Origin of the sequence: Salinarimonas chemoclinalis, from assembly GCF_041514305.1 — a bacterium.
Taxonomy (GTDB): Bacteria; Pseudomonadota; Alphaproteobacteria; order Rhizobiales; family Beijerinckiaceae; genus Salinarimonas; species Salinarimonas chemoclinalis.
The window spans coordinates 77,294-98,916 of sequence record NZ_JBGMWH010000004.1; the positions used below are offsets into that span (position 1 = coordinate 77,294).

15 protein-coding genes and 1 tRNA gene are annotated in these 21,623 nt (G+C 73.1%); 5 read left to right on the forward strand and 11 right to left on the reverse strand.

The window, feature by feature from the left end:
- Window positions 1-136: 136 nt before the first annotated feature.
- The 4 genes from AB9M23_RS09505 to AB9M23_RS09520 form a co-directional block, all read right to left on the reverse strand.
- Window positions 137-988, reverse strand: a complete 852-nt coding sequence (locus AB9M23_RS09505; RefSeq protein WP_372424293.1) for an SDR family NAD(P)-dependent oxidoreductase — start codon at window positions 986-988, stop codon at window positions 137-139.
- A gap of 71 nt (window positions 989-1,059) precedes the next feature.
- Entirely contained in the window at window positions 1,060-2,148 is a 1,089-nt protein-coding gene (locus AB9M23_RS09510; RefSeq protein ID WP_372424294.1) for a trypsin-like serine peptidase, read from the reverse strand.
- A gap of 167 nt (window positions 2,149-2,315) precedes the next feature.
- Entirely contained in the window at window positions 2,316-2,888 is a 573-nt protein-coding gene (locus AB9M23_RS09515; protein WP_372424295.1) for a hypothetical protein, read from the reverse strand.
- An 84-nt stretch (window positions 2,889-2,972) separates the two neighbouring features.
- Complete coding sequence (locus AB9M23_RS09520) at window positions 2,973-4,106, reverse strand: site-2 protease family protein (protein ID WP_372424296.1); 1,134 nt, start codon at window positions 4,104-4,106, stop codon at window positions 2,973-2,975.
- 210 nt (window positions 4,107-4,316) lie between these two features.
- Between AB9M23_RS09520 and AB9M23_RS09525 the strand changes: the two genes are divergently transcribed.
- Together AB9M23_RS09525 and AB9M23_RS09530 are read left to right on the forward strand one after the other, a co-directional pair.
- Window positions 4,317-5,261 carry a ring-cleaving dioxygenase gene (locus AB9M23_RS09525; RefSeq protein WP_372424297.1) on the forward strand — a complete coding sequence of 315 codons (945 nt, stop codon included), beginning with the start codon at window positions 4,317-4,319 and terminating at the stop codon, window positions 5,259-5,261.
- 89 nt (window positions 5,262-5,350) lie between these two features.
- Window positions 5,351-5,425 (forward strand) — tRNA-Gly (locus AB9M23_RS09530).
- 62 nt (window positions 5,426-5,487) lie between these two features.
- On the opposite strand, the gene AB9M23_RS09535 is transcribed toward AB9M23_RS09530, so the two are convergent.
- On the reverse strand, window positions 5,488-6,726 hold the full coding sequence (locus tag AB9M23_RS09535) for an MFS transporter (RefSeq protein ID WP_372424298.1): 1,239 nt from the start codon (window positions 6,724-6,726) through the stop codon (window positions 5,488-5,490).
- Window positions 6,727-6,892: 166 nt separating this feature from the next.
- On the opposite strand from AB9M23_RS09535, the gene AB9M23_RS09540 reads away from it, so the two are divergent.
- The 3 genes from AB9M23_RS09540 to AB9M23_RS09550 all read left to right on the forward strand — a co-directional run bounded on the left by AB9M23_RS09540 (window position 6,893) and on the right by AB9M23_RS09550 (window position 14,554).
- On the forward strand, window positions 6,893-7,795 hold the full coding sequence (locus tag AB9M23_RS09540) for a glycosyltransferase (protein ID WP_372424299.1): 903 nt from the start codon (window positions 6,893-6,895) through the stop codon (window positions 7,793-7,795).
- A gap of 8 nt (window positions 7,796-7,803) precedes the next feature.
- Window positions 7,804-8,640: an amidohydrolase family protein gene (locus tag AB9M23_RS09545; RefSeq protein ID WP_372424300.1), complete on the forward strand. Its 837-nt coding sequence runs from the start codon at window positions 7,804-7,806 to the stop codon at window positions 8,638-8,640.
- Window positions 8,641-8,746: 106 nt separating this feature from the next.
- A complete protein-coding gene (locus AB9M23_RS09550; protein ID WP_372424301.1) occupies window positions 8,747-14,554 on the forward strand; it encodes an SDR family oxidoreductase in 5,808 nt (1,935 codons plus the stop codon).
- Here the strand turns inward: AB9M23_RS09550 and AB9M23_RS09555 are convergent.
- The 6 genes from AB9M23_RS09555 to AB9M23_RS09580 all read right to left on the reverse strand — a co-directional run bounded on the left by AB9M23_RS09555 (window position 14,551) and on the right by AB9M23_RS09580 (window position 21,560).
- A complete protein-coding gene (locus AB9M23_RS09555; RefSeq protein ID WP_372424302.1) occupies window positions 14,551-15,900 on the reverse strand; it encodes a beta-ketoacyl [acyl carrier protein] synthase domain-containing protein in 1,350 nt (449 codons plus the stop codon). The two genes, AB9M23_RS09550 and AB9M23_RS09555, sit on opposite strands and share 4 nt — an antisense overlap.
- 50 nt (window positions 15,901-15,950) lie before the next feature.
- Entirely contained in the window at window positions 15,951-16,994 is a 1,044-nt protein-coding gene (locus AB9M23_RS09560; protein WP_372424303.1) for a MupA/Atu3671 family FMN-dependent luciferase-like monooxygenase, read from the reverse strand.
- Window positions 16,995-17,075: 81 nt separating this feature from the next.
- Entirely contained in the window at window positions 17,076-18,032 is a 957-nt protein-coding gene (locus AB9M23_RS09565; RefSeq protein WP_372424304.1) for a sugar ABC transporter substrate-binding protein, read from the reverse strand.
- A gap of 14 nt (window positions 18,033-18,046) precedes the next feature.
- Window positions 18,047-19,042, reverse strand: coding sequence for an ABC transporter permease (locus AB9M23_RS09570; protein WP_372424305.1), 996 nt, complete (start codon window positions 19,040-19,042; stop codon window positions 18,047-18,049).
- Window positions 19,042-20,064 (reverse strand): ABC transporter permease, encoded by a 1,023-nt coding sequence (locus AB9M23_RS09575; RefSeq protein ID WP_372424306.1) that lies wholly within the window; start codon window positions 20,062-20,064, stop codon window positions 19,042-19,044. The genes AB9M23_RS09570 and AB9M23_RS09575 overlap by 1 nt, the downstream gene beginning before the upstream one ends.
- Window positions 20,061-21,560, reverse strand: coding sequence for a sugar ABC transporter ATP-binding protein (locus AB9M23_RS09580; RefSeq protein ID WP_372424307.1), 1,500 nt, complete (start codon window positions 21,558-21,560; stop codon window positions 20,061-20,063). Before AB9M23_RS09580 ends, AB9M23_RS09575 begins: the two co-directional genes overlap by 4 nt.
- Window positions 21,561-21,623: the final 63 nt, after the last annotated feature.

The following is a 21,623-nucleotide window of genomic DNA, read 5'->3' on the forward strand; positions in this document are numbered from 1 at the left end:
TGCCGGCGGGGCCATGACCGCGTTATGACATGCGCGATGGGGCGGGGAACGTCTGCCGCCCATATAGGGATTGCGTCGGGGATGCAAGAGAGGGTCCGCCCGCGGGTCCGCCCGTCGTGGCGCGGCGCCCCTCGGCTCAGCGCGCCTTCGCGAAGGCCCCGAACGCCTCTGTCCAGTCCGGATGCCAGCGCGAGAGCGCCGGGCGGTTCTCGACGATGTCCCCGGCCGCCCAGAGGATTCGCTTCTCGTCCACGGCCCGGGTGACCTCGTTGTCCGGGCACAGGATGTAGAAGTCGCCCTCCTCCAGCCGCTCGAGCATGAAGGTGACGGTCTCCTCCGGCGTCCAGGCGCCCGCCGGCTTCTCGGTGCGCCCGCGCGCGGTGAGCCCGGTGAAGACGAAGCCGGGGATGAGGAGGTGCGCCGTGATCCGGCACGCCGGATCCTGGCGCAGGTCGTGGGCGAGGGCCTCGGCGAAGGCCTTCACCCCCGCCTTGGAGACGTTGTAGGCGGGGTCCCCGGGGGGCGTCGTGATGCCCTGCTTCGAGCCGGTGGCCACCACGAGCCCGTCCCGCCCGCGCTCCCGCATGCCCGGCACGAAGGCCTGCGCACCGTTGATCACGCCCCAGAGGTTCACCGAAAGGACGCGCTCCCAGGCCTCGCGCGGGCCGTCGATGCTGCTCCCCGGCTGGATGCCGGCGTTGAGCACGAGCACGTCCGTCCCGCCGAAGCGCGCGGCGACCTCCGCCTCGAGCGCGACGAGATCCGGCAGACGGGAGACGTCGCACGCGCGCGCCAGGATGGCCTCGCCGCCGCGCGGTGCCGCGGCGTCGAGCACCGCGGCGGCCCGCGCGAGGCGCTCCTCGCCGAGGTCGGCGACGACGACGTTCAGGCCCGCCTCGGCGAAGCGGCGGGCGGCGGCGAGGCCGATGCCGGCGGCACCTCCGGTGACGACGGCGGTCGCGCCGGGCTTCAGGGCGGGATGGGCCATGGCGGATCCTCCGGTTCTTCGGTGGTGCGATCGGTCGGCGGCGCCGTGATGACGTGGTCGGCCGGTGCGCGTCAGCGCACCTCCTTCAGCAGGTCGCGCCAGGCGTCGTAGAAGCGATGGGCGCTCACCGCCATCTCGTTCTGCCCGTCCCCGTCGGGATAGCTCGCCGACATGATCCCGAGCACGATGAAGCCGTCCCCGTCGGGAACGAAGAGCGGCGAGCCGGAATCCCCGTCGATCGCGTCGCAATCGTGGAAGAAGGTGCCGTCCTCGAACAGGCGGAGCACCGCGCAGCCCTCGTGCGCGGTCAGCTTCGTCTGGCTGTCGGCGCTGTAGCCGGCCTGGCTCACGACGGCGAGCAGGCCCACGTCGAAGCGGCGCGACAGGTCCTCCTGCGAGCCGGGATCGATGCGCATGAAGCCGGCGACGTCGCCGATCGGGTCGGCCAGCACGACGAAGGCCCAGTCGAGCCCGTCGATGGCGCTCGTCTCGGAATGGCGCGCGTTGTCGAAGCCGTCGGGGAGGATCTCGCGCACGACGGCGCTGCGCGCCACCTCCCGGGGCCCGTCGAGGCCGGCGACGAAGGCGAGCGCGGGGTCGCGGACGTTGGAATCCTCCTCCACGAAGAAGCAATGCGCCGCGGTCAGCACGATGCGCGGCGCGACGAGCACGCCCGAGCAATGGCCGGTGCGCGTCTCGAGCCGCCCGATGCTGCTCCAGGGCGCGCGGGTCGCGTCGACGAAGACGCGGTCGTCCCGGCCGGAGAAGACCGGGCTCGGGCGCCCGCGGCAATCCTTCGTGTCGGTGCCGGGCGGGCACAGGCCCGTCCCGGTCCCGGGCTCGTCGCATGTCCCGTTGAACGCGTGGAAGCAGGCGTTGGCGGAGAGTGGGCCCTCGCGCCGGCAGTCCCACGCGTCGCTGCCGGTGGGGCAGGCGCCGGTGCCGATGCCGGGCTCGTCGCACTCCCCGTCGACCTGGAAGGGGCAGGCCTCGCCGGCACCGAGCCCGTCGCCCGCGCCCTGCGCGGCGGCCGGCACGGTGCCGGCCCCCAGCCATCCCGCGAGGCACGGCCCTGCGACACAGGCGAGGACGACGCCTCGCCACCCGCGCACCGGGATCGCGCCCGCCGGTGCCAATGCCGGCCACCACGACAGCCCCATCTCGACGCCCTCCCCCACCACGCACTCGACGGGGTCGCCATTCGGCTCACCCTGCGGAACGATAGCCGCGCCGGCGCGGCGCGTCCACGCGCGAGGCTCATGGCGCGAGGCTCATGGCGCGAGGCTCATGGCCCAAGGCTCATGGCGCGAGGCTCATGGCCCAAGGCTCATGGCGCGGGCGCCTCCGGCGGCGCGGCGCGCGGGGCGCCGGGCGTCTCCGGCGTGGGCCGCGCCGGGTTCGGCCCGGAGGCCGTGGTCGCAATTTCCGCCGCCGGCGCCGCGGAGTAGGCGGTCAGCCCGGTCTGGAACGCGCCGACGAAGCCGCTCATGGCGCCGCTCAGCGCCGCGAACAGCGCGATGCCGGTCCCCAGAACCGTGACGACGATCGTCAGGCGGACGCCCTGGGTCTCGCTCCGCAAGCCGTCGAACTCCCCCCGCAAGCCACCGAACTCGCCTCGCAAGCCGTTGACCTCACCGCGCAAGCCATTGACCTCACCGCGCAAGCCGTTGACCTCACCGCGCAAGCCATCGAACTCGCCGCGCAGATCGGCGAACTCGCGGCGCGTGCGGCGATGCTCCTCCTTCAGGTCCGCATGGTCCGCCCGCGCCTGGCGGGCGAAGGCCGCCACCTGGTCGACGATGCGGTCGATCTTGCCGTCGATCCGCTCGAGCTGGGTGGCGTGCCGCGCCTCGACGAGGGCGAGCTTGGTGTCCACCTCCTCGCGGGTCGGCCCGTCCATCGCCCATCCTCCACGGCCGTCTCATGAACGAAATAGCAACTCTCCACAAACGTCGTCGAGCGAGATCGGTACGTCCGGGACATTTCAACCATAGGTGTGATCCTTCCAGCCCCCCGACCCGCGCGACGCGTGCAGCGGCCAATCCGGGCGGGCCTCGCGCACCATCATCACCTCGGCGAGGTTCTCGCGCGTGAGGAGGCCCGCGAGCCGCCCGGCCGGATCGAGCACGAACAGCGCCGGCGCGCGGGACGTCGAGAGGATGCGCATGCCCTCCGCCAAGGGCGCCCCCTCGGCGATCTCGGGGATGTCGCGGGTCATCACGTCGAGGACCGGGTCGGCCGGGCTGCCGTGGCGCAGCGCCGGGATCAGCGCGTCGCGGGTGACGAGCCCGCGCGGGCGCCCCGCGCCGTCGAGCACGGGGAACTCCTTCTGCGAGGTGCGGATGAGGCACTCGACCGCGTCGTCGAGGGTCGCTCCCGGCGACAGCGTCTCCACCACGCTGACCATGGCCTCGCCGACGGTGGCGTCGCGGGTGGCGCTCTTCATCTGCACCTGCTCGACCTCTGCGGAAGCGGCGAGATAGACGAAGATCGCGATGACGATGAGGATCGGGTTCCAGAACAGCCCGATCACCGCGAAGGCCACCGCCGCCGCCTGGCCGATACGCCCCGCGATCCGGGTCGCCCGCGCGTGCGGCATGCGCATGGCGAGCAACGCACGCAGCACGCGCCCGCCGTCCATCGGGAATGCGGGGATGAGGTTGAACACGACGAGGATGACGTTGACCGCCGCGAGCCGGGCGAGCAGCGACAGGCCGGGGTTCTCGATCTCCACGAAGCTCGCGGTGTCGAGCGTGGCGCCGAGCACGAGGAACAGCACGACGGCGATGACGACGTTCACGGCCGGCCCCGCGACCGCGACGACGAGTTCCTGGCGCGGATCCTCGGGGATTCGCTCGAGGCTGGCGATGCCGCCGATCGGTGAGAGGATCACGGTCGGCGTGCGGATGCCGTAGCGGCGCGCCGCGAAGATGTGGCCGAACTCGTGCGCGAGCACGCAGGCGAACAGGAGGAGCACGAAGAGCGTCGTCGTCAGCGCCGCCTCGAAGCCACCCGCGCGCCAGGTCGCCCCGGCGATCCAGACGAGGAACAGGACGAAGGTGACGTGGATCTTGACGACGGTGCCGGCGACGACGCCGATGGGAAAGGACCAGATCATGCACTTCGCTCCTCGTCCCGAGACGTATCCGAATACCGCGCCCGGGACGGCCGCACGGCGTGCGAACGCGATCCTAGCAGCACGGGTTCGCCGGCGCGACGGCGGGGGCCGCCGGGGCGGCCGCGCCGCATGCGGCGTCTTGCATCCGTGAAAGCCCGCATGCCCCGCGGGCGTGCTAACCTCGATCCGAACCGAGATCAGGAGGTCGCCTTGCAGCTCACCGGCATCCATCACCTCACCGCGGTGACCGCCGACGCGCCCGGGAACCACGCCTTCTACACGGACGTGCTCGGCCTGCGCCTCGTCAAGAAGACGGTGAATCAGGACGATGTCTCGGCCTACCACCTGTTCTACGCCGACGGGCTCGCCTCGCCGGGCTCGGACGTCACCTTCTTCGACTGGCCGGTGGGGCGCGAGCAGCGCGGCACGCGGGCGATCACCCGCACGGGCCTGCGCGTCGCGGGCGCGTCGGCGCTCGCCTTCTGGGAGGCGCGGCTCGCCGAACGGGGCGTCGCGCATCGCGGCATCGAGCGGCGCGACGGCCGGCTCGTGCTCGACCTGGAGGACCCCGAAGGCCAGCGGCTGACGCTCGTCGACGACGGCGGCGCGGGTCCCGCGCATCCCTGGGAGCGCTCGCCGGTCGCCCCCGAGCACCAGGTGCGCGGGCTCGGCCCGATCACGATCTCGGTGCCCGACCTCGCGCCGACGGCGGCGGTCCTCGTGCGCCTCATGGGCATGCGCGAGGCGCGCGCGTACCAGACGCCCGGCCGGCCCGGCTCGACGACGCACGTCTTCGAGATGGGCGAGGGCGGCCCGGCGGCGGAACTCCACGTCGCGGTCGAGCCCGGCCTCGCGCCTGCGCGGCCCGGCGCGGGCGGCGTCCACCACGTCGCCTTCCGCATTCCCGACGCGGACTACGACGCCTGGGCGGAGCGGCTGCGCGGGCTCGGCGTGCCCTCCAGTGGCCCGGTCGACCGTTACTACTTCCGCAGCCTCTACTTCCGCGAGCCCAACGGCATCCTCTTCGAGCTCGCGACCGACGGCCCCGGCTTCGCGGTCGACGAGCCGCTCGACACGCTGGGCGAGCGCCTCGCCCTGCCGCCCTTCCTCGAGCCACGCCGCGCCGAGATCGAGCGCGGCCTGAAGCCGCTCTGAGCGGCCGCCCAGGCGGCCCCGGAGTGCACCCGAGGCGCGCGAAAACCCGCTTGCGGGCCGCCGCGGGCGCGGCTATCTATGGTGCCGACGCGGGCGTAGTTCAGTGGTAGAACGTCAGCTTCCCAAGCTGAATGTCGTCGGTTCGATCCCGATCGCCCGCTCCAACGCTCCTCGGACAAATCGTGGCTTTGACCCTGCCGGGGGCGCCACGACCTGCCGAGACCGCTCATCCTCCGCGTCCCGTTCGGGGCGACGGCCCCCCTCCCCCGGCCGCCGCCGACCGTGATGCGTTTTCCGGGTCGCCCACCTCGTTCGCGTGCGGTCGCAGCACCGCGAGTGCGACGCCCGTCGTCAGCGCCAGGCCGGCTGCGGCCCAGAAGATCACCGCGACCGAGAGCCACTGCGCGAGCGCGCCGGCCGCGGCGAGGGCGGCGACGTGGGAGAGGCGCAGCATGTTCGAGTAGATCGCGCTCGCCCGCCCCGGCTCGTCCGGGAGACGCTCCTGGAGTAGGATCAGGCTCGTGCCCATCATCGCGCCGGTGACGGCGCCGTGCACGAGGCTCGCGGCGAGAACCGCGGGTACGCTCTCCACGAGCGCCACGGTGATGAAATAGACCGCGAGGAGGCCCGCCGCGGCCCCGACCACGCGCGCGTGGCCGACGCGCCGCCGGATGGCGTTCGCGCCGGCGATGATCGGGATCTCGACCGCGGCCGCGATCGCGAAGGCGATGCCGACGTCGCGCGCCGAGCCGCCGATCTCGACGATCCACCAAGGGACCGCCAGCGCGCAGATGCCGAGCAGGAAGTGAATGGTCGCCAGCACGGCGAGGACGGCGCCCCCGACGCCGCGGGGCGTCGCGATCGGGGGCGGCTTCTCCGCCGCCCGGCCGGCGGCGCTGCGGGGAACCGGCGCCGCGAGACCGCGCGCGGCGGCGAGCAGCAACGGCAGGAGGAGCGCGTAGGCGCCCGCCAGCGCGAGGAAGAAGGCCTCCCGCGACTGCCCGCTCACGAGCAGCCCGCCGATCGGCGGGCCGATCACCCAGCCCGCGCTGGCGATGGCGCGGGCGCGGGCCGCGAAGGCGGGATCGTGCACGAAGGCGATCGCCATGAGCTGTGGGAAGAGGCTCGCGGCGACGGCGAGCAGCGTCGCGAACACGGCCAGCGACGCCCAGTAGCTCCCGAGACCCGCGAGCGCGAGCGCCCCGGCGAAGCCGCACAGCGCCGCGCCGAATGCGACGGGGAGCCTCAGCCCCGGGCGGTCGGCGAGGGCGCCGAGCCGGTGGATCGCGACCGTCGAGGCGAGCGTGCCCGCCACCATGAAGAGGCTCGCGGCGAGGTAGCTCGCCCCGAGATCGCCGGTGAGCACGACCGGCAGGACCGCGGCGAGCGCCCCGCTGACGCACGCGTTCAGGCCCATCGCGAGCGCGATGGCCGCCGTTCGGGCACTCGGCCGTCGCTCCCCCATGGGCCGCACCCTCCGCGCGTGAGAAACGTTCCCCAACGGCAATCCCGTTGCATACGTTACACTAGTATAATAAGATCGTCCCCGTGACGAGAACCCGCCGTGCGCGGCGGTGCCGAACGGGAGCCGCGCGCCAGACGCGGTGGCCGTCGAGGAGGAGGAGAGGCCCATGGCAGGAGCGCACCGGTTCGCCGCGAGCGTGATCATCCCGACCTATCAACGCCGCGACATGCTCGTCGCCAACCTGCGCTCGCTCCTCGCGAGCGACATGGCGCCGGACGCCTTCGAGATAATCGTCGCCGACGACGGCTCGAGCGACGGCAGCTTCGAGGCGGTGCGGGAGATCTCGCAGGCGGAGACGGGGACGCGGCAGATCCGCTACGTGCATCAGCAGGACGAGGGCTACCGCACCGGCCGCGCCCGAAACCTCGGCATCGCGCTCGCGGAGGGCGAGGTCTGCATCTTCCTCGACTGCGGCATCGTGGTCTCGCAGGGCTTCGTGCGCGGGCACGTGGAGGCGCATGCCGAGCCGAACCGGGTGGTTCTGGGCTATCTCTACGGCTTCACCAACACGGGCGACAACGGCGAGGCGCTCGCGCACGTGCTCGACGAGAGCCTCGACCTCGCCGACGTCGACGCGACACTGGCGCGGCTGCGTGCGCTCGGCACCTACCCGGACATGCGCGAGCCGATCTACGCCGGCTGCGGCGACCGGCTCGCGGACCTGCCGGCACCCTGGGCGATCGGCTGGGGCGGCAACATCTCGGTGCGCCGCGAGACGCTCGGCGAGCGCATCCGGTTCGACGAGGCCTACCGGACCTGGGGTGCGGAGGACATCGACTTCTCGCTCGCGCTCCACGAGGCCGGCGCGACCTTCGCGCTGGCTCGGGCGGGAGCGGGCATCCACCTGCCCCACCCGAAGTCGCACGAGGTGAACGCGCGCTCCTCGCGGCCGAACAAGATCTACCTGAACGAGAAGTTCAAGCGGCCGGAGACGGCGCTCCTCATCGACGTGCAGTCGTGGGACCTGAACGACGCCCTGATGCGCGGCGAGCGCGCGGCGACCGGGTAGGGCCGGCCATGATCGTCGACGCGCATCATCATTCGTGGCGGACGGCCCGCGGTGACTATCACTGGATGGCCGGCGCACCGGACGTGCTCCGACGCGACTACCTGCCGGAGGACCTGGAGCCACACCTGCGCCGCTTCGGGGTGACCCGCACGATCCTCGTCCAGGCGGCGCAGACGCGCGAGGAGACGGACTTCCTGCTCGGGCTCGCCGCCCGCACGCCCTTCGTCGGCGGGGTCGTCGGCTGGCTCGATCTCGAGAGCGTCGACTTCGCGGAGCAGCTCGCCGCCTGTCGCGAGGACCCGAAGCTCGTCGGCCTGCGCCCGATGCTCCAGGACCTCGAGGACGACGCCTGGATCCTCCGCCCCGCCGTGCTGCGCAGCCTGGAGGTGCTCGCGGCGAGCGGCCTCGTCCTCGACATTCTCACCTTCCCGCGGCACCTGCCTCACGTCGCGCGGGCGCTCGGGGCCGTGCCTGGGCTGCGCGCCGTGGTGGACCATCTCTCGAAGCCGCCGATCGCGTCGGGCAGGCTCGATCCGTGGCGGGACGACATCGCCCGGATCGCGGCGTTCGAGACCGTCTCGTGCAAGGTATCGGGCCTCGTGACCGAGGCGCGGCAGCCCGGCTGGACGGTCGCCGATCTCGCGCCGTTCGTGCACCACGCCGCCGCGTGCTTCGGGCCGGATCGGCTGATCTTCGGCAGCGACTGGCCGGTCTGCCGCGTCGCGGGAGAGTACGGCGAGGTGCTCGCCGCGACGATGCTGGCGCTGCCCGACGGGCTGCGCGGCGACCGGCGGGTCCTCGGCGAGAACGCCTGCCGGATCTACGGCATCACGCACGAGGCGTGAGGACGCGCGCGGATGCCCGAGCGGCGGCGCGCGTTTGCGAATTGCGACCGCCAATCTCTTATACTAATGTAACGCTACATCCGGCGGGGCGTGCGGAGGACGATCGATGCAGGCGGACCGTCACGACACCCTCGTCGCGATCGCACGCGCGCGCGCCGCGCGCACGGGCGACACCATCGCCTACACCAACCTGAGGGACGGACTCGACGAGCACATGCCCACGACCTGGGGCGCGCTCGACGGGAGCTGCCGGCGCATCGGCGCGGCGCTCCAGGCGCGCGGCGCGGCCGGCGAGCGGGTGCTGCTCCTGCTGCCGCAGGGCGTCGCGTTCGTGGTGGGCTTCCTGGGCACGCTCTACGGCGGAGCCGTCGCGGTGCCGGCGCACACGCCCAAGCCGAGCAAGCGCAGCTGGGCGACCTTCGAGGCGATCGTCGCCGATTGCCGCCCGCTGCTCGTCCTCACCTGCCGGCCCATCCGCGACAAGATGCGCGCCTGGTCGCAGCGCGAGGAGTCCGTGCCGCTTCCGCAGATGCTGTGCATCGAGGACATCGAGGCCGAGGTCCGGCCCGAGGACTGGGACGAGGCGATGCCCGGCGCCGCCGACATCGCCTTCCTGCAATACACGTCCGGCTCCACCAGCACGCCCAAGGGCGTGATGGTGAGCCATGCGAACCTCGTCCACAACGCGGCGCTGACGGCCCGACACATGGGCCACGACGAGCGCACCGTCATCGTCAGCTGGCTGCCGCTGTTCCACGACCTCGGGCTGATCGGCATCGTGGTGCAGACGCTCTTCGTCGGCGCGACCTGCTTCATGATGAGCCCGGCCGCCTTCGCCGGCAATCCGGCACTGTGGCTCCAGGCGATCGGCCGCTACCGGGCGACGACGAGCATGTCGTCGGACTTCGGCTACCGCCTGTGCATCAAGGCGATCCGGCCCGAGCAGATGGAGGGCGTCGACCTCTCCTGCTGGCGCAACGCGCTCAACGCCGCCGAGCCGATCCACGCCTCGACGCTGCGCGGCTTCCAGGAGCGCTTCGCACCATACGGCTTCGCGCCGGACGCCTTCTTCCCGGCCTACGGGCTCGCCGAGGCGACCCTGCTCTCGACGACCTCGCGCGTCGGCGAGGCGCCGGTGTTCCTGCGCGTCGACAAGGCGGCGCTCGCCCGCGGCGCGCTGGTGCCCGCCTCCGCCGCGGACGAGACGAGCGTCGAGCTGGTGAGCTCGGGGCGTCCCGCGGACGACATGGACGTCGCCATCGTCGATCCGCAGACCGGGCGCGCGCTGCCCGAGGGCGAGATGGGCGAGGTCTGGGTGCGCGGCGCCAGCATCGCGCGGGGCTACTGGCTGGCGCCGCAGGCGAGCCGGGAGACCTTCGGCCGGAGCCCGGCGGGCGCGAACGCGCCGGGCTACCTGCGCACCGGCGACCTCGGCTTCCTCCACGCGCGCGAGCTGTTCATCGTCGGCCGGCTCAAGGACCTGATCATCGCGCGGGGGCGCAACATCTACCCGCAGGACATCGAGCTGACGGTCAAGGACTGCCATGCCGCCTTCCGTACCGTGAACGGCGCCGCCTTCTCCGTCGAGGGCGACGAGGGCGAGACGACGGTCGTCGTCCACGAGATCGAGCGCTCCGCCCGGCACGGCGTCGACCTCGAGGCGCTCGCGCGCATCGTGCGCGACGCCGTCTGGCGCGAGCACGACATCAGGCTCGCCGACGTCGTGCTCATCCCGCCCGCCTCGCTCCCCAAGACCACGAGCGGCAAGGTCCAGCGGCGGATGACGAAGAGCCTCTACCTGGCGGGGGAGCTGTCGCCGCTGCGGCCGAGGGAGGCCGCGCCCGGGAAGGCGACCTCGGCGCCGAGCGCCGAGGTCATGGAGGCGCGCATCCTCGCGCATTTGCGCACGCTCGCCGGCGAAGCGGCGGCGCGCGGCCGGCCGGACGACCCGTTCGGCGCGCTCGGGCTCGACTCGGTCGTCGCCGCACAGCTCGCACAGGCGCTCGCGACCGAGCTCGACTGCCCGCTCGAGCCGACCATCTTCTGGCATCATCCGACTCCCGCGCGGCTCGCGCGGTACCTGGCGACCGGCGAGGAGGGCCCCGCCGCGGACGCGCCCACCCCCGCACCGGCCCTCGCCCGATCCGGGGACGAGCGGACGCGCGGCGGAATCGCGATCGTCGGCGTCTCCTGCCGGCTTCCCGGCGCGGCCTCGAAGGAGGCGTTCTGGGCGCACCAGGAGGCCGGGCGCGACGCGATCCGCCCAGTGCCGCGGCGGCGCTGGGACGCGCAGGCGATCCACGGCGATCCGCACCGCGACCCCGGCCGCACGGACGTGGGCGTCGGCGGCTTCATCGACGGCGAGGACCTGTTCGCGCCGGAGGTCTTCGGCATCTCGGCCTACGAGGCCGAGCTGATGGATCCGCAGCACCGGCTGTTCCTGAAGGCCGCCTACGAGGCGATCTGGGACGCCGGACACGACCCCGCGGCGCTCGCCGGGCGGGCGGTCGGCGTGTTCGCGGGCGTGCAGTTCCAGGACTACCAGGCGCTGCTCGCCGCGCGCGGCATCCGCAGCGCGCAGGCCTGCACCGGCAATGCCCACGCCATGCTGGCGAACCGCGTCTCCTACCTGCTCGACGTGCACGGGCCGAGCGAGGCGATCGACACGGCCTGCTCCGGCAGCCTCGTCGCGATCCACCGCGCGGTGCGCGCCCTGCGCGACGGCGAGTGCGACCTGGCGATCGCCGGGGGCGTGAACCTGCTGCTGACGCCCGACCTGTTCGTGATGGGCCGCCAGATGGGCGTTCTTTCGCCGACCGGTCGATGCCGTACCTTCGACGCCGACGCCGACGGCTACGTGCGCGCGGAGGGCGTCGGAGCGCTCCTGCTGAGGCCGCTGGAGGAGGCGATCCGCGACCGCGACCACGTCTGGGGCGTGATCGAGGGCAGCGCGGTCAACCACGGCGGCCGGGCGGCCTCGCTCACCGCGCCGAGCAGCGCCGCGCAGACGGCGCTGATGATCCGCGCGCTCGACGACGCGGGGCTCGGGCCGGACGCCGTCGGCTATGTCGAGATGCACGGCACCGGCACCGTGCTCGGCGACCCGATCGAGGTGGAGAGCGTCGGGCGCGCCTTCCGGCGGCTGCGGGCGCGCGAGAGCCTGGCGCCCACGCCCTGCGCGCTCGGCTCGGTGAAGGCGGCGATCGGCCATCTCGAGCCGGCGGCGGGCGTGGCGGGCGTGATCAACGTGCTGATGGCGATGCGCCACGACCGCCTGCCGGGGCTCGCGAGCTTCCGCCGGCAGAACCCGCACATCGCGCTCGAGGAGGGGCTCTTCCTGCAGACACGTGCGGGACCCTGGCCGGCGGCTGCCGGCGGCGGGTCGGCGCGTGCGGCGATGGTGAACTCCTTCGGCTTCGGCGGCGCGAACGCCTGCGTCGTGATCCGTCGCCCGGAGGCCGCGGCGAGGGAGCGGGCGCCGGAGGGGCGCGTCGACGTCCCGGTCGCGGCGGCGACCCCCGCGCTGCTCGCCGCCCATGCCGCCGGTCTGGCGGACGCCGTGGAGACGCTCGGCGCCGACGGCTCCGCGACGCTGGCGGACGTCGCCTTCACCCTGCGGAGCCGCAACGAGGCGCGGCCGGAGCGCCGGGTCCTGCACGCGACCTCCCTCGCGGACCTCGCGCGGGCGCTGCGCCGGCTGGCCGAGGCGCCCACGGGGACGGACGATCCCGCGATCGCCGGACCCGAGATCGTCGCCCGCGACGGGCTCGGAGCGGACGCCCGCCGCTGGCTGCGCGGCGAGCCGGCGACTTGGGCGGACATCGCCGGCGCGCGGCGCTGCCCGCTGCCGGTCTCGCCGTGGCCGGACCGCAGCCTCTGGTTCGAGCCGCGCGAGCCCGATGCCCCGGCCGCCGGGGCGGAAGAAGGCATCGGGCTCGAGACGCTGATGCTCGAGCCCGTCTGGCGCGAGGCGCCCCTCGTTCCCGGGCGCGCCCTCGACGGCACGCGAATGCTGGTGATCGGCCCCGACGCGGACGGGGTCGCCGCCTTCCTGCCGGCGCTGCGCGAGGTGCTGCCGGAGTCGGCCGGCGTCGAGACGATTCTGCGCCGCAGGGGAGCCGGGGCGGAGCCGTCGCTCGACGTCGCCCGGATCACGAGAACGCCGCCGGACCTCGTCGTCGTCCTGCCGGGCGAGACGGCCGGCGAGGGACACGCAAAGGGCGACGGCGACGGCGAGGTCGCGCTGCTCTTCGATCTCGCGCGCGGGCTCGTCGACCACGCCTTCGGGCGGCCGGTGACGGTGTTCCACGCGCTTTCCGGCGCGCCCGGAGCCGTGCCGGCGCACGACGCCCTCCCCGCCTTCGCGAAGTCCGCGTTCCTCGAGCACGATTGGCTGCGCATCCACACGATCCATCTCGGCGCAGGCGCGGACCGGGCCCGTGCGCTCGCCGCCGAGGTGACGGCGGCGCCCGCGCCGACGCCCGAGGCGATCCGCGTCGACGGCGGAACGCGCATGCGGGCGGCGCTCGCGCGGGTGCCGGCGCGCGCGGCGCGCCCCGCCGAGACCGCCTGGTTCCGCGAGGGCGGCGTCTACCTCGTGCCCGGCGGCGCCGGGGAGCTCGGCTACCGACTGCTCGGGCGGCTCGTCGAGGAGGTCGAGGCCACGTTCGTCCTGTGCGGGCGCTCGCCGATCGAAGGCGTGGTCGCGGATCGAATCGACGCGCTCGCGCGGCGGGCGGGCGGCCGCGAGCGGGTGCGCTACGCCGCCTGCGACGTCGGCGATCTCGACGCCACGCGCGCGCTCGTCGACGCCATCGTCGCCCGGCATGGACGCCTCGACGGCGTCGTCAACCTCGTCACCGCGCACGACGACGCGTATCTCTACAAGAAGAGCCGCGAGAGCTTCGCGCGGGTGAGCGGCGCCAAGGTCAGGGGTACGCGCAACCTCGACCGGGCGACGGCGGCGCTGCCGCTCGATCTCTTCGTCTCGTTCTCGTCGCTCGCGGCGCTCGGGCTCGCGGGCGGGGCGGACTACGCCTACGGCTGCGCCTTCCAGAGCGCCTTCGCCGGCTGGCGCGCCGCGGCGGTGGCGCGCGGCGAGCGTCGGGGTGCCAGCCGCACGATCGCCTGGTCGCGCTGGCGATGGGACCGCTGGGTCACCGTCGAGTTCGACGACTGGTTCGCCTCCCTCGGCTTCGCCTTCCTCGACGTCGAGGCCGGCCTCCCCGCCTGGCGCGACGCCATGGGCCGGGGGGCGCCCGAGACGATCGTGGTCCACGGGCGGCCGGACCGGATGTTCCGCAGCCTCGATCTCGAGGCGGGCCTCCTGCGCGCCGCCGAGTCGCCGGCGCAGGCCGATGCCGGCGCCGCCCCCGCGCCCCGCACTGCCACGTCGGCGGACGGGCTCGCGGACGGGCTCGCGGACCACCTGCGCGCCATCGTCGTCGAGCTGCTGAAGCTCGACGACCTCGATCCCGCGACGCCGTTCTCCGTGGTGGGGCTCGACTCGGTGCTGGCGATCCGGCTCGTCATGGTGATCGAGCAGCGGCTCGGGATGCGCATCCCGCCCAAGGTGCTCCTCGACCACGACACGGCGGCCACGCTCGCGGCGCATCTGCGCGGCGCGCAGGCCGCGACCGCCGGGCCGGCCCCCGCGCCGGCGCCGCCGCAGATCTCGCAGGACGCGATCGGCGCGCACCTCACGGCGCGCCTCGCGGAAATCCTGCACGCCGACGACGTCGCGCCGGACGCCTCCTTCGTCGCGATCGGGGTCGATTCGATCATCGCGGTGAAGCTCGCATCCGACCTCGACCGGCACTTCGGCGTGGGCATCGCGCCGCGCTGGTTCCTCGACCACCCGACCGTCGCGGACCTCGCCCGCGAGATCGCTCGCCGGACGGGCGCCGGCAGCTAGCTCCCGCGAACCTCCGGGAGCGGGAAGCGGCGCCGGCGCAGCGGCGTCGGCTCCCGTGCCGGGCGCCTCGCCGCCACGCGAATCTCCTGCGACGGCGCCGCGAGGACGACGTGCGCGTTGCAGCCGCCGAGCCCGTAGGCGTGGACGCCCGCGGTGAACGGCGCGCCCGGCCGCGCCAGCGCGTCGAGCGGCGTCGCCTCGCGCAGGATGCGGCAGCTGTCGGGGCGAAGGCCCTCGGCCTCGAGCAGGCGCGCGTGGCCGGCCGTACCGGGCATGACGCCCGCGTCGATCGCGCCGACGACCTTCACGAGCTGCGATATCCCGCCCGCCGCCTCGAGGAAGCCGATGTGTCCCTTCACCGAGCCCACCGGGATGCCCGACGGGTAGATCTCCTGGAAGGCGAGGAGCTCGATCGCGTCGCCCGTCCCGCCGTTGCCGTGCGCCTCGACGTAGCCGACCTCCCCCGGATCGATGGCATCACGGTCGTGGACGCGGCGGATCAGCTCCGCCTGGGCCGCCGCGCTCGGGCGGGTGAGGCCGCCGGAGCGTGCGCCCTGGTGGTTCACGCCGGTTCCCCGGACGATCGCCCGAACGCGGTCGCCGTCGCGCAGCGCCGCCGCGAGCGGCTTGAGCACGAGCGCACCGACGCCTTCCCCCAGAACCTGGCCGCGCGATCCCGCGTCGAACGGCGAGCAGCACCCGTCGGGGGCGAGCAGCCCGAGTTCCTGTAGCCGAACGATCCGGCTCGGCTCGAGCAGCAGGCTGACGCCACCCACGAGCGCCTGCGCGCACTCTCCGGCCTGGATCGCCGCCACCGCCCGATGCAGGGCGACGAGGCCGCTCGAGCAGGCGGTGTCGACCACCTCGCTCGGGCCGCGCAGGTCGAGGACGTAGGAGATGCGGTTGGGCACCACCGAGTGCGCCGACCCGGTCGCGAGGTAGAGGCGCGAGATCTCGTCCCATGCGCCGTCCCGGGCATGGAGCTGGAAGTCCTGGGCGTAGACGGCGACGAAGACGCCGATCGCGCGCCCCCGCACCGTGTCGGGGTCCCAGCCCGCGTCCTCGAGGGCGCGGAGCGCCTCTTCGAGCATCAGCCGCTGGTGCGGGTCCATGGTCTCCGCCTCGCGCGGCGAGATGCGGAAGCGCGCGCAGTCGAAGCCGAGCGGGTCGTCGAGGCGGCCGACCCGCGGCACGCGCACGCCGTCCTGCGCGCACCAGGCCCAGCGCTCGCGCGGCGGCGGGAGAAAGCGTGGCGCGTCGTCGAGGAGCGCGCGGTGGAAGGCCTCCGGATCGTCGCCGCCGGGGAAGCGGCACGACAGGCCGACGATCGCCACGGGCTCGTTCATCGGCGCGGCTCCTTCCGGTCGAGGGCGCCGGTCGACGGCGTCGGCGGCGCTCAGGCTCCCGCTCCCTCGAAGCTGCGCCTCAGCGCGGCGAGATGGGGCAGGCTCGCGCGGATGTCGGCGAGCGACGGACCGTAGTCCATCAGGCAGGCGATCTCGTCGACCCCGGCCTTCGCCGCGGCGAGCGCATAGGCGCGGGTCTTCTCGGGCGTGCCGAACAGGGCCGCCGTACCGAAATAGCGCTCGAAGGAATACTCGGCCATCTGGTCGAACTCCTCGGGCGAGAGCGCATGCCCCGCGTCGACCGCCTTGCCGCGCAGGTGGCTCGCGAGGCTCGTCTTGATGTACTCGAGGAACGGCCCGCGCACCGCCCGGTGCACGAGGTCGATGTCCTCGTGCACGAAAGTGTGGAGCATCAAGGTGACGGTCCCCGTCGCCGGGTCGAGGCCGGCGCGTGCGCGGCCCTCGCGGTAGAGCGCCACCTTCTCGGCGAGCTGCTCGAGGCCGATGCCGGCGAGCATGGTGAGCACGTTGAGCCCGCGCTCGCCCGCCTCGCGGAAGGTTTCGGGCTGGCGCGTCGCGGTGAGCCAGAGCCCCGGCTGCGCCTGGATCGGCCGCGGCCGTGTGAGGATCGCGGTCGGCGCGCCCTCCCCGTTCGGATAGGAGACGGGCCGCCCGGCCCAGAGGTCGCGGATCTCGTCGATGCGGTCGAGCCACAGCTCGCGTCGCTCGGCGAAGGCGGCGGGCGCGAGCACGAAGTCGTCGACGTTCCAGCCGCTGGCGAGGGCGAGGTCGACACGCCCCATCGACAGATGATCGACGACCGACCAGGATTCGACGAGCGCGGCGGGGTGGTGCAGCGGCACCACGACGCTGCCGGCGCGCAGGCGGATCCGCTCGGTGACGCCGGCGAGATGGGCGGCGATCACGGCCGGGTTCGGGTAGATTCCGCCGAGCGTGTGGAAGTGGCGCTCCGGTATCCAGACCGCCTCGAAGCCGTTCTCGTCGCCGAAGCGCGCGAGTTCGGACACCACCGCGTAGGCCCCGCCCGCGTCCTCCGGATAGGCGTCGGAGAAGAACATGAGGCTGAACTTCATGGCCGCTCTCCATCCGTGCGCCGGGTCGGCGATCCTGCGGGAAGAGACCGGCCCGGGCGCGCCGGGCCGGCCTCTCGCGGGTCAGAACGCCGGCTCGACGTCGTTCACGTTGGCGCTGGTGACGACCGTGAGCGGGATGGGCAGGCGCGTCTCGACCTCCTCGCCCTCGAGGATGCGCGCCATCGTGTCCATGGCGAGCCGGCCGTCCTCGACCGGCGACTGGACGATGGTGGCGTGCATCTCGCCCGTGCGGATCGACTCGAAGGCGTCGCGCTGGCCGTTGATGCCCACGATCGGCGGCATCGGCTGGTTCGGCCGCGCCTCCTTCCAGGCGTCGATGAAGCCCCGCGCCATGGTGTCGTCGTTGGCGTAGACCCCGTCGATCCGGTCGCCGAACCGGGTGATCAGGTCGCGGCTCTGGACGAGCGCCTTCTGCTGGTCGAAGTCGGCGTTGACCGTGTCGAGGATCTCGATATTCGAGCCGACCTCGGCGAGACGGTCGACGAAGCCGCCGACGCGCCCGATCGTCGTGCCATTGCCGGCCTGGCCGGCGATGACGACGACCGAGCCCTCGCCGCCGAGCGCGGTGCCGAGCGCGTCGGCCGCGAGCTCGCCCTGATGGTAGACGTCCGGCCCGGTGAAGGAGAGCACGAACCGGCCCGCCGCCTCGTCCATCGGGGAGTTGATGAGGATCGCGGGGATTTCCGCCTGCTGCGCCCTGGCGAGGCCGGGGATGTAGGCCTGCGGATCGAGCGGCCACAGGATGATGCCGTCCACGCCGCGGGCCACGCAGGTGTTGAGCTGCTCGGTGCCCTTCTGGACGTCGAAGTCCTGGCTGAGGCTGAGGATCTCGATCCCCAGTTCGGCGGCGCGCGCCTGCAGCGCCTCGTTGGCGGGGGTCGCGTAGGCGTGCGAATCCGCGGCGTTGACGTAGCAGACGGTCTGGGCCGCCGCGAGGCCCGTCGAGGCGACGAGCGCGGCCGCGGCGAGGGTCAGGGCGGTGGCGTTCTTGCTCGGCATGGTGCTCTTCTTGGGCATGGTTTTCCTCCCGGTCATGTTCCGGCTCCCGGAGCCGGCTGGTTGGCGCGAACGGCGCTCGGACGGTTCACGATCGCCGTCCCCCTCGTGTTCACGGTCCGATCGAGCACGACCAGCAGGATGAGCATCAGCCCGGTGACGACCTGCTGGACGTACGAGGGGACGGATTGGAATTCCATCGCGACGGTGAGCGCCCCGATGGTCAGCACGCCGCCGAGCGTGCCGAGCGCGGAGCCCCGGCCGCCCTCGATGCGGGTGCCGCCGACGACGACGGCGGCGATCACGGCGACGGTCAGCTCGGACCCGAAGACGGGCGAGCCGGTGTTGGTGATCAGGCTCTGCAGCACCCCGGCGACGCCCGCGAGCGTGCCGGCGAAGACGAAGCCGAGGAAGATGATGCGCCCCGAGGCGATGCCGCTCTCCTCGGCCGCGACCCGGTTCGAGCCGACGGCGAAGACGTTGCGCCCGGGGATCGTGCGGGTGAGCCACCAGTGCAGCAGCACGATCGCCGCCAGGAACAGCGCGCTGCGCAGGGTGAAGACGTCGAGATAGATCTGCGCGAGCGCGAGCGAGACCATGATGTCGGTGCCGGTCACCGGCTGGCTCTGCGTGATCCAGTGGGCGAGCGAGCGGAACATCAGCATCGTGGCCAGCGTCAGGACGAGCGCGTTGACCCTGAGACCCACGACGAGGAGCCCGTTGACCGCGCCGGCCGCCATGCCGGTGAGGATACCCACGACGGCGGCGGGAGCGATGCCGAGCGTCGGCTGCAGGATCACCGAGACGATTCCCGCGAGCGCGAAGACAGCGCCCGAGGAGAGGTCGATCTGACCCGCGATGAGGAGCACCGTGAGCCCGATGGCGACGAGCCCGATCGAGGCCGCCCGGTCGAGGCCGAGGCTGAGCGTCGAGGTGCTCGTGAAGCCGGGCACGAGCACCGCCGCGCAGGCGAGTGTGAGGCCCAGGATGATGGCGACGCGGTAGCGCAGGACGAGTTCGAGCGTGCGCATCACCCACCGCCTCTCTTGCGCAGGACCGCGTCGAGGCCGACCGCGCCGGCGATCAGCGCGCCGAGCACCAGGCCCTGAACCGGCGTGCGCACGCCCTGGAGAGCCATGACGTTCGTCAGCAGCTGCACGAAGACCAGCCCGGCGATCGCCCGCGGCACGGAACCGAAGCCGCCCATGATCGAGACGCCGCCGACCACCACTGCCGTGATCGCGCTGAACTCGTAGCCCGTCCCGACGAGGGGCCGCGCGCTCTGGAGCGTGAGGCCCAGCAGCCCGCCGCTGATCCCCGAGACGAGCCCCGTGATCACGAAGGCGCCGGCCTTGACCGCGCGCACCGGCACCGCGCTCGCCTCGGCGGCGCTGGTGTTGCCGCCGGTCGCCAGCGTCCAGCGTCCCCAGAAGGTGCGCGAGAGCAGGTAGTGGCCCGCGACGGCGATGGCCGCGAAGATGATCACGACGACCGGCACGCCGAGGAGCCGGCCCTTGACGAACTCCGCCGACGCGGGGTTCGTCCCGTAGACGATCACGCCCCCCACCGCCGCCTGGACGATGCCGAGGCCGATCGTCCCGATGCCGAGCGTGGCGATGATCGGGTTGATGCCGGCGTACCCGACCAAGAGCCCGTTCACGAGGCCGATGCCGCTCGCGAGCGCCATGGCGACCACGAAGGCCGGCACGGTGCCCAGCATGGGCTGGAGCCCGAGCGAGAGGATCGCTCCGCAGGCGATCGTCGCGGGCACGGAGAGGTCCGCGAGCCCGCCCGAGACGAGGACGAAGGTCATGCCGACGACGACGATCCCCACGATCGACATCGAGGTCGCGACGTTGACGAAGTTGCCGGTGGTGAAGAAGACCGGGCTCGCGAGCGCGCCGTAGGCCACCACCGCCAGGATCGCGACCACGAGCCCCGCCTTCGAGCCCATGTCCGCGAGGCGCCCGGCCCGCCGGAAGCGGGAGGCGGGTGCGGCGCTCGCCTCGCGCAGCTTCCCGATCTCGTCGATCTCGCCGACCATGTCCGTCATGCCGCTTCCTCGCCGGTGGCGAGCTCCATCACGCGTTCCTCCGTCAGGTGCGGGCGATCGATCGGCTCCGAGGCGAGGCCGTCGCGCATCACGACGACGCGGTCGCACACACCGAGCACCTCGGGCAGCTCGGAGGAGATCATCACCACCGCCATGCCCTCGGCGACGAGCTCGCCGATGATGTGGTGGATCTCGGCCTTGGCGCCGACGTCGACGCCGCGCGTCGGCTCGTCCAGGATGAGGACCGACGGGCGCGCGGCCAGCCACTTGGCGATCACGGTCTTCTGCTGGTTGCCGCCCGACAGCAGGCTCACGCGCCGCTCGCCGTCCGGCGGCGAGATGCCGAGCCGCTCGACATAGCGCGCGGCGAGCGCGCGATCGCCGCTGCGGCTGATCCGCCCGAGCCGGCTGATGCGGCGCAGGACCGGCAGGCTGATGTTCTCGCGCACGGACATCGCGGGGACGATGCCGTCCCCCTTGCGGTCCTCCGGCACATAGGCGATGCCCGCCCGCACCGCGTCCGCCGGCGAGCGGATCGTCACGCGCGCGCCGTTCACGTGGATCGCGCCCGTCGCGATGCGGCCGAGCCCGAAGATCGCGCGCGCCACCTCCGTGCGCCCGGCGCCCACGAGGCCGGTCAGCCCGAGGATCTCGCCGGCGCGCACGTCGAAGCTCACGTCGCCGAAGCGCACGCCGTCGCCGAGCCCCTCCACCCGCAGCACCGATGCGCCGATCCTCGTGGCGGTCTTGGGAAAGACGTTGCCGACGTCGCGCCCGACCATGAGGCGGATCATCTCGGCGGCGGTGATGCCGGCGACGGGGCGTGTCTCGATCCTGCTCCCGTCGCGCAGGACGGTGACCTCGTCGGCGATCTGGAGGACCTCCTTGAGGCGGTGGCTGATGTAGACGATGGCGATGCCGCCGTCGCGCATCCTGCGCAGGATGCGGAAGAGCGCCGCGGTCTCGTGCTCGCTGAGGCTGGACGTCGGCTCGTCGAGCACGATGATGCGGGGCTCCGCGGCGTAGGCCTTGGCGATCTCGACGATCTGTTGCTGGCTGATCGAGAGGTTGCCGAGCCGCTCGCGCGGATCGATCCCCGCGCCGAGCTCGTCGAGGACGGCCCCGGCGCGGGCGATCATCTCGCCCCTGCGCAGGAAGGTCCAGCGGCCAGGCATGCGGCCGAGATAGACGTTCTCCGCGACCGTCAGGTCGGGGACGAGGTTGAGCTCCTGGTGCACCATCCGGATGCCGAGCGCCTGCGCGTCCGCCGGGCGGCGCATGTGCACCTCCCGCCCCCCGACGTGGATCGTCCCGCTGGTCGGCGCGTAGGAGCCGCTGAGGATCTTCATCAGGGTGGACTTGCCGGCCCCGTTCTCGCCGACGATGGCGTGCACGGTGCCGAATCGGACCGAGAAATCGACGTCGGACAGGGCCCTGACCCCGGGGAAGGTCTTGGTGATGCCCCGCATGTCCAAGGCGCGATCCGCAGCGGTCATGGCCGGCCCCGTCCTCTCCGCGCGCACGCCGCGCATCCCCGATGGAAGGGAACGTTATTTTAG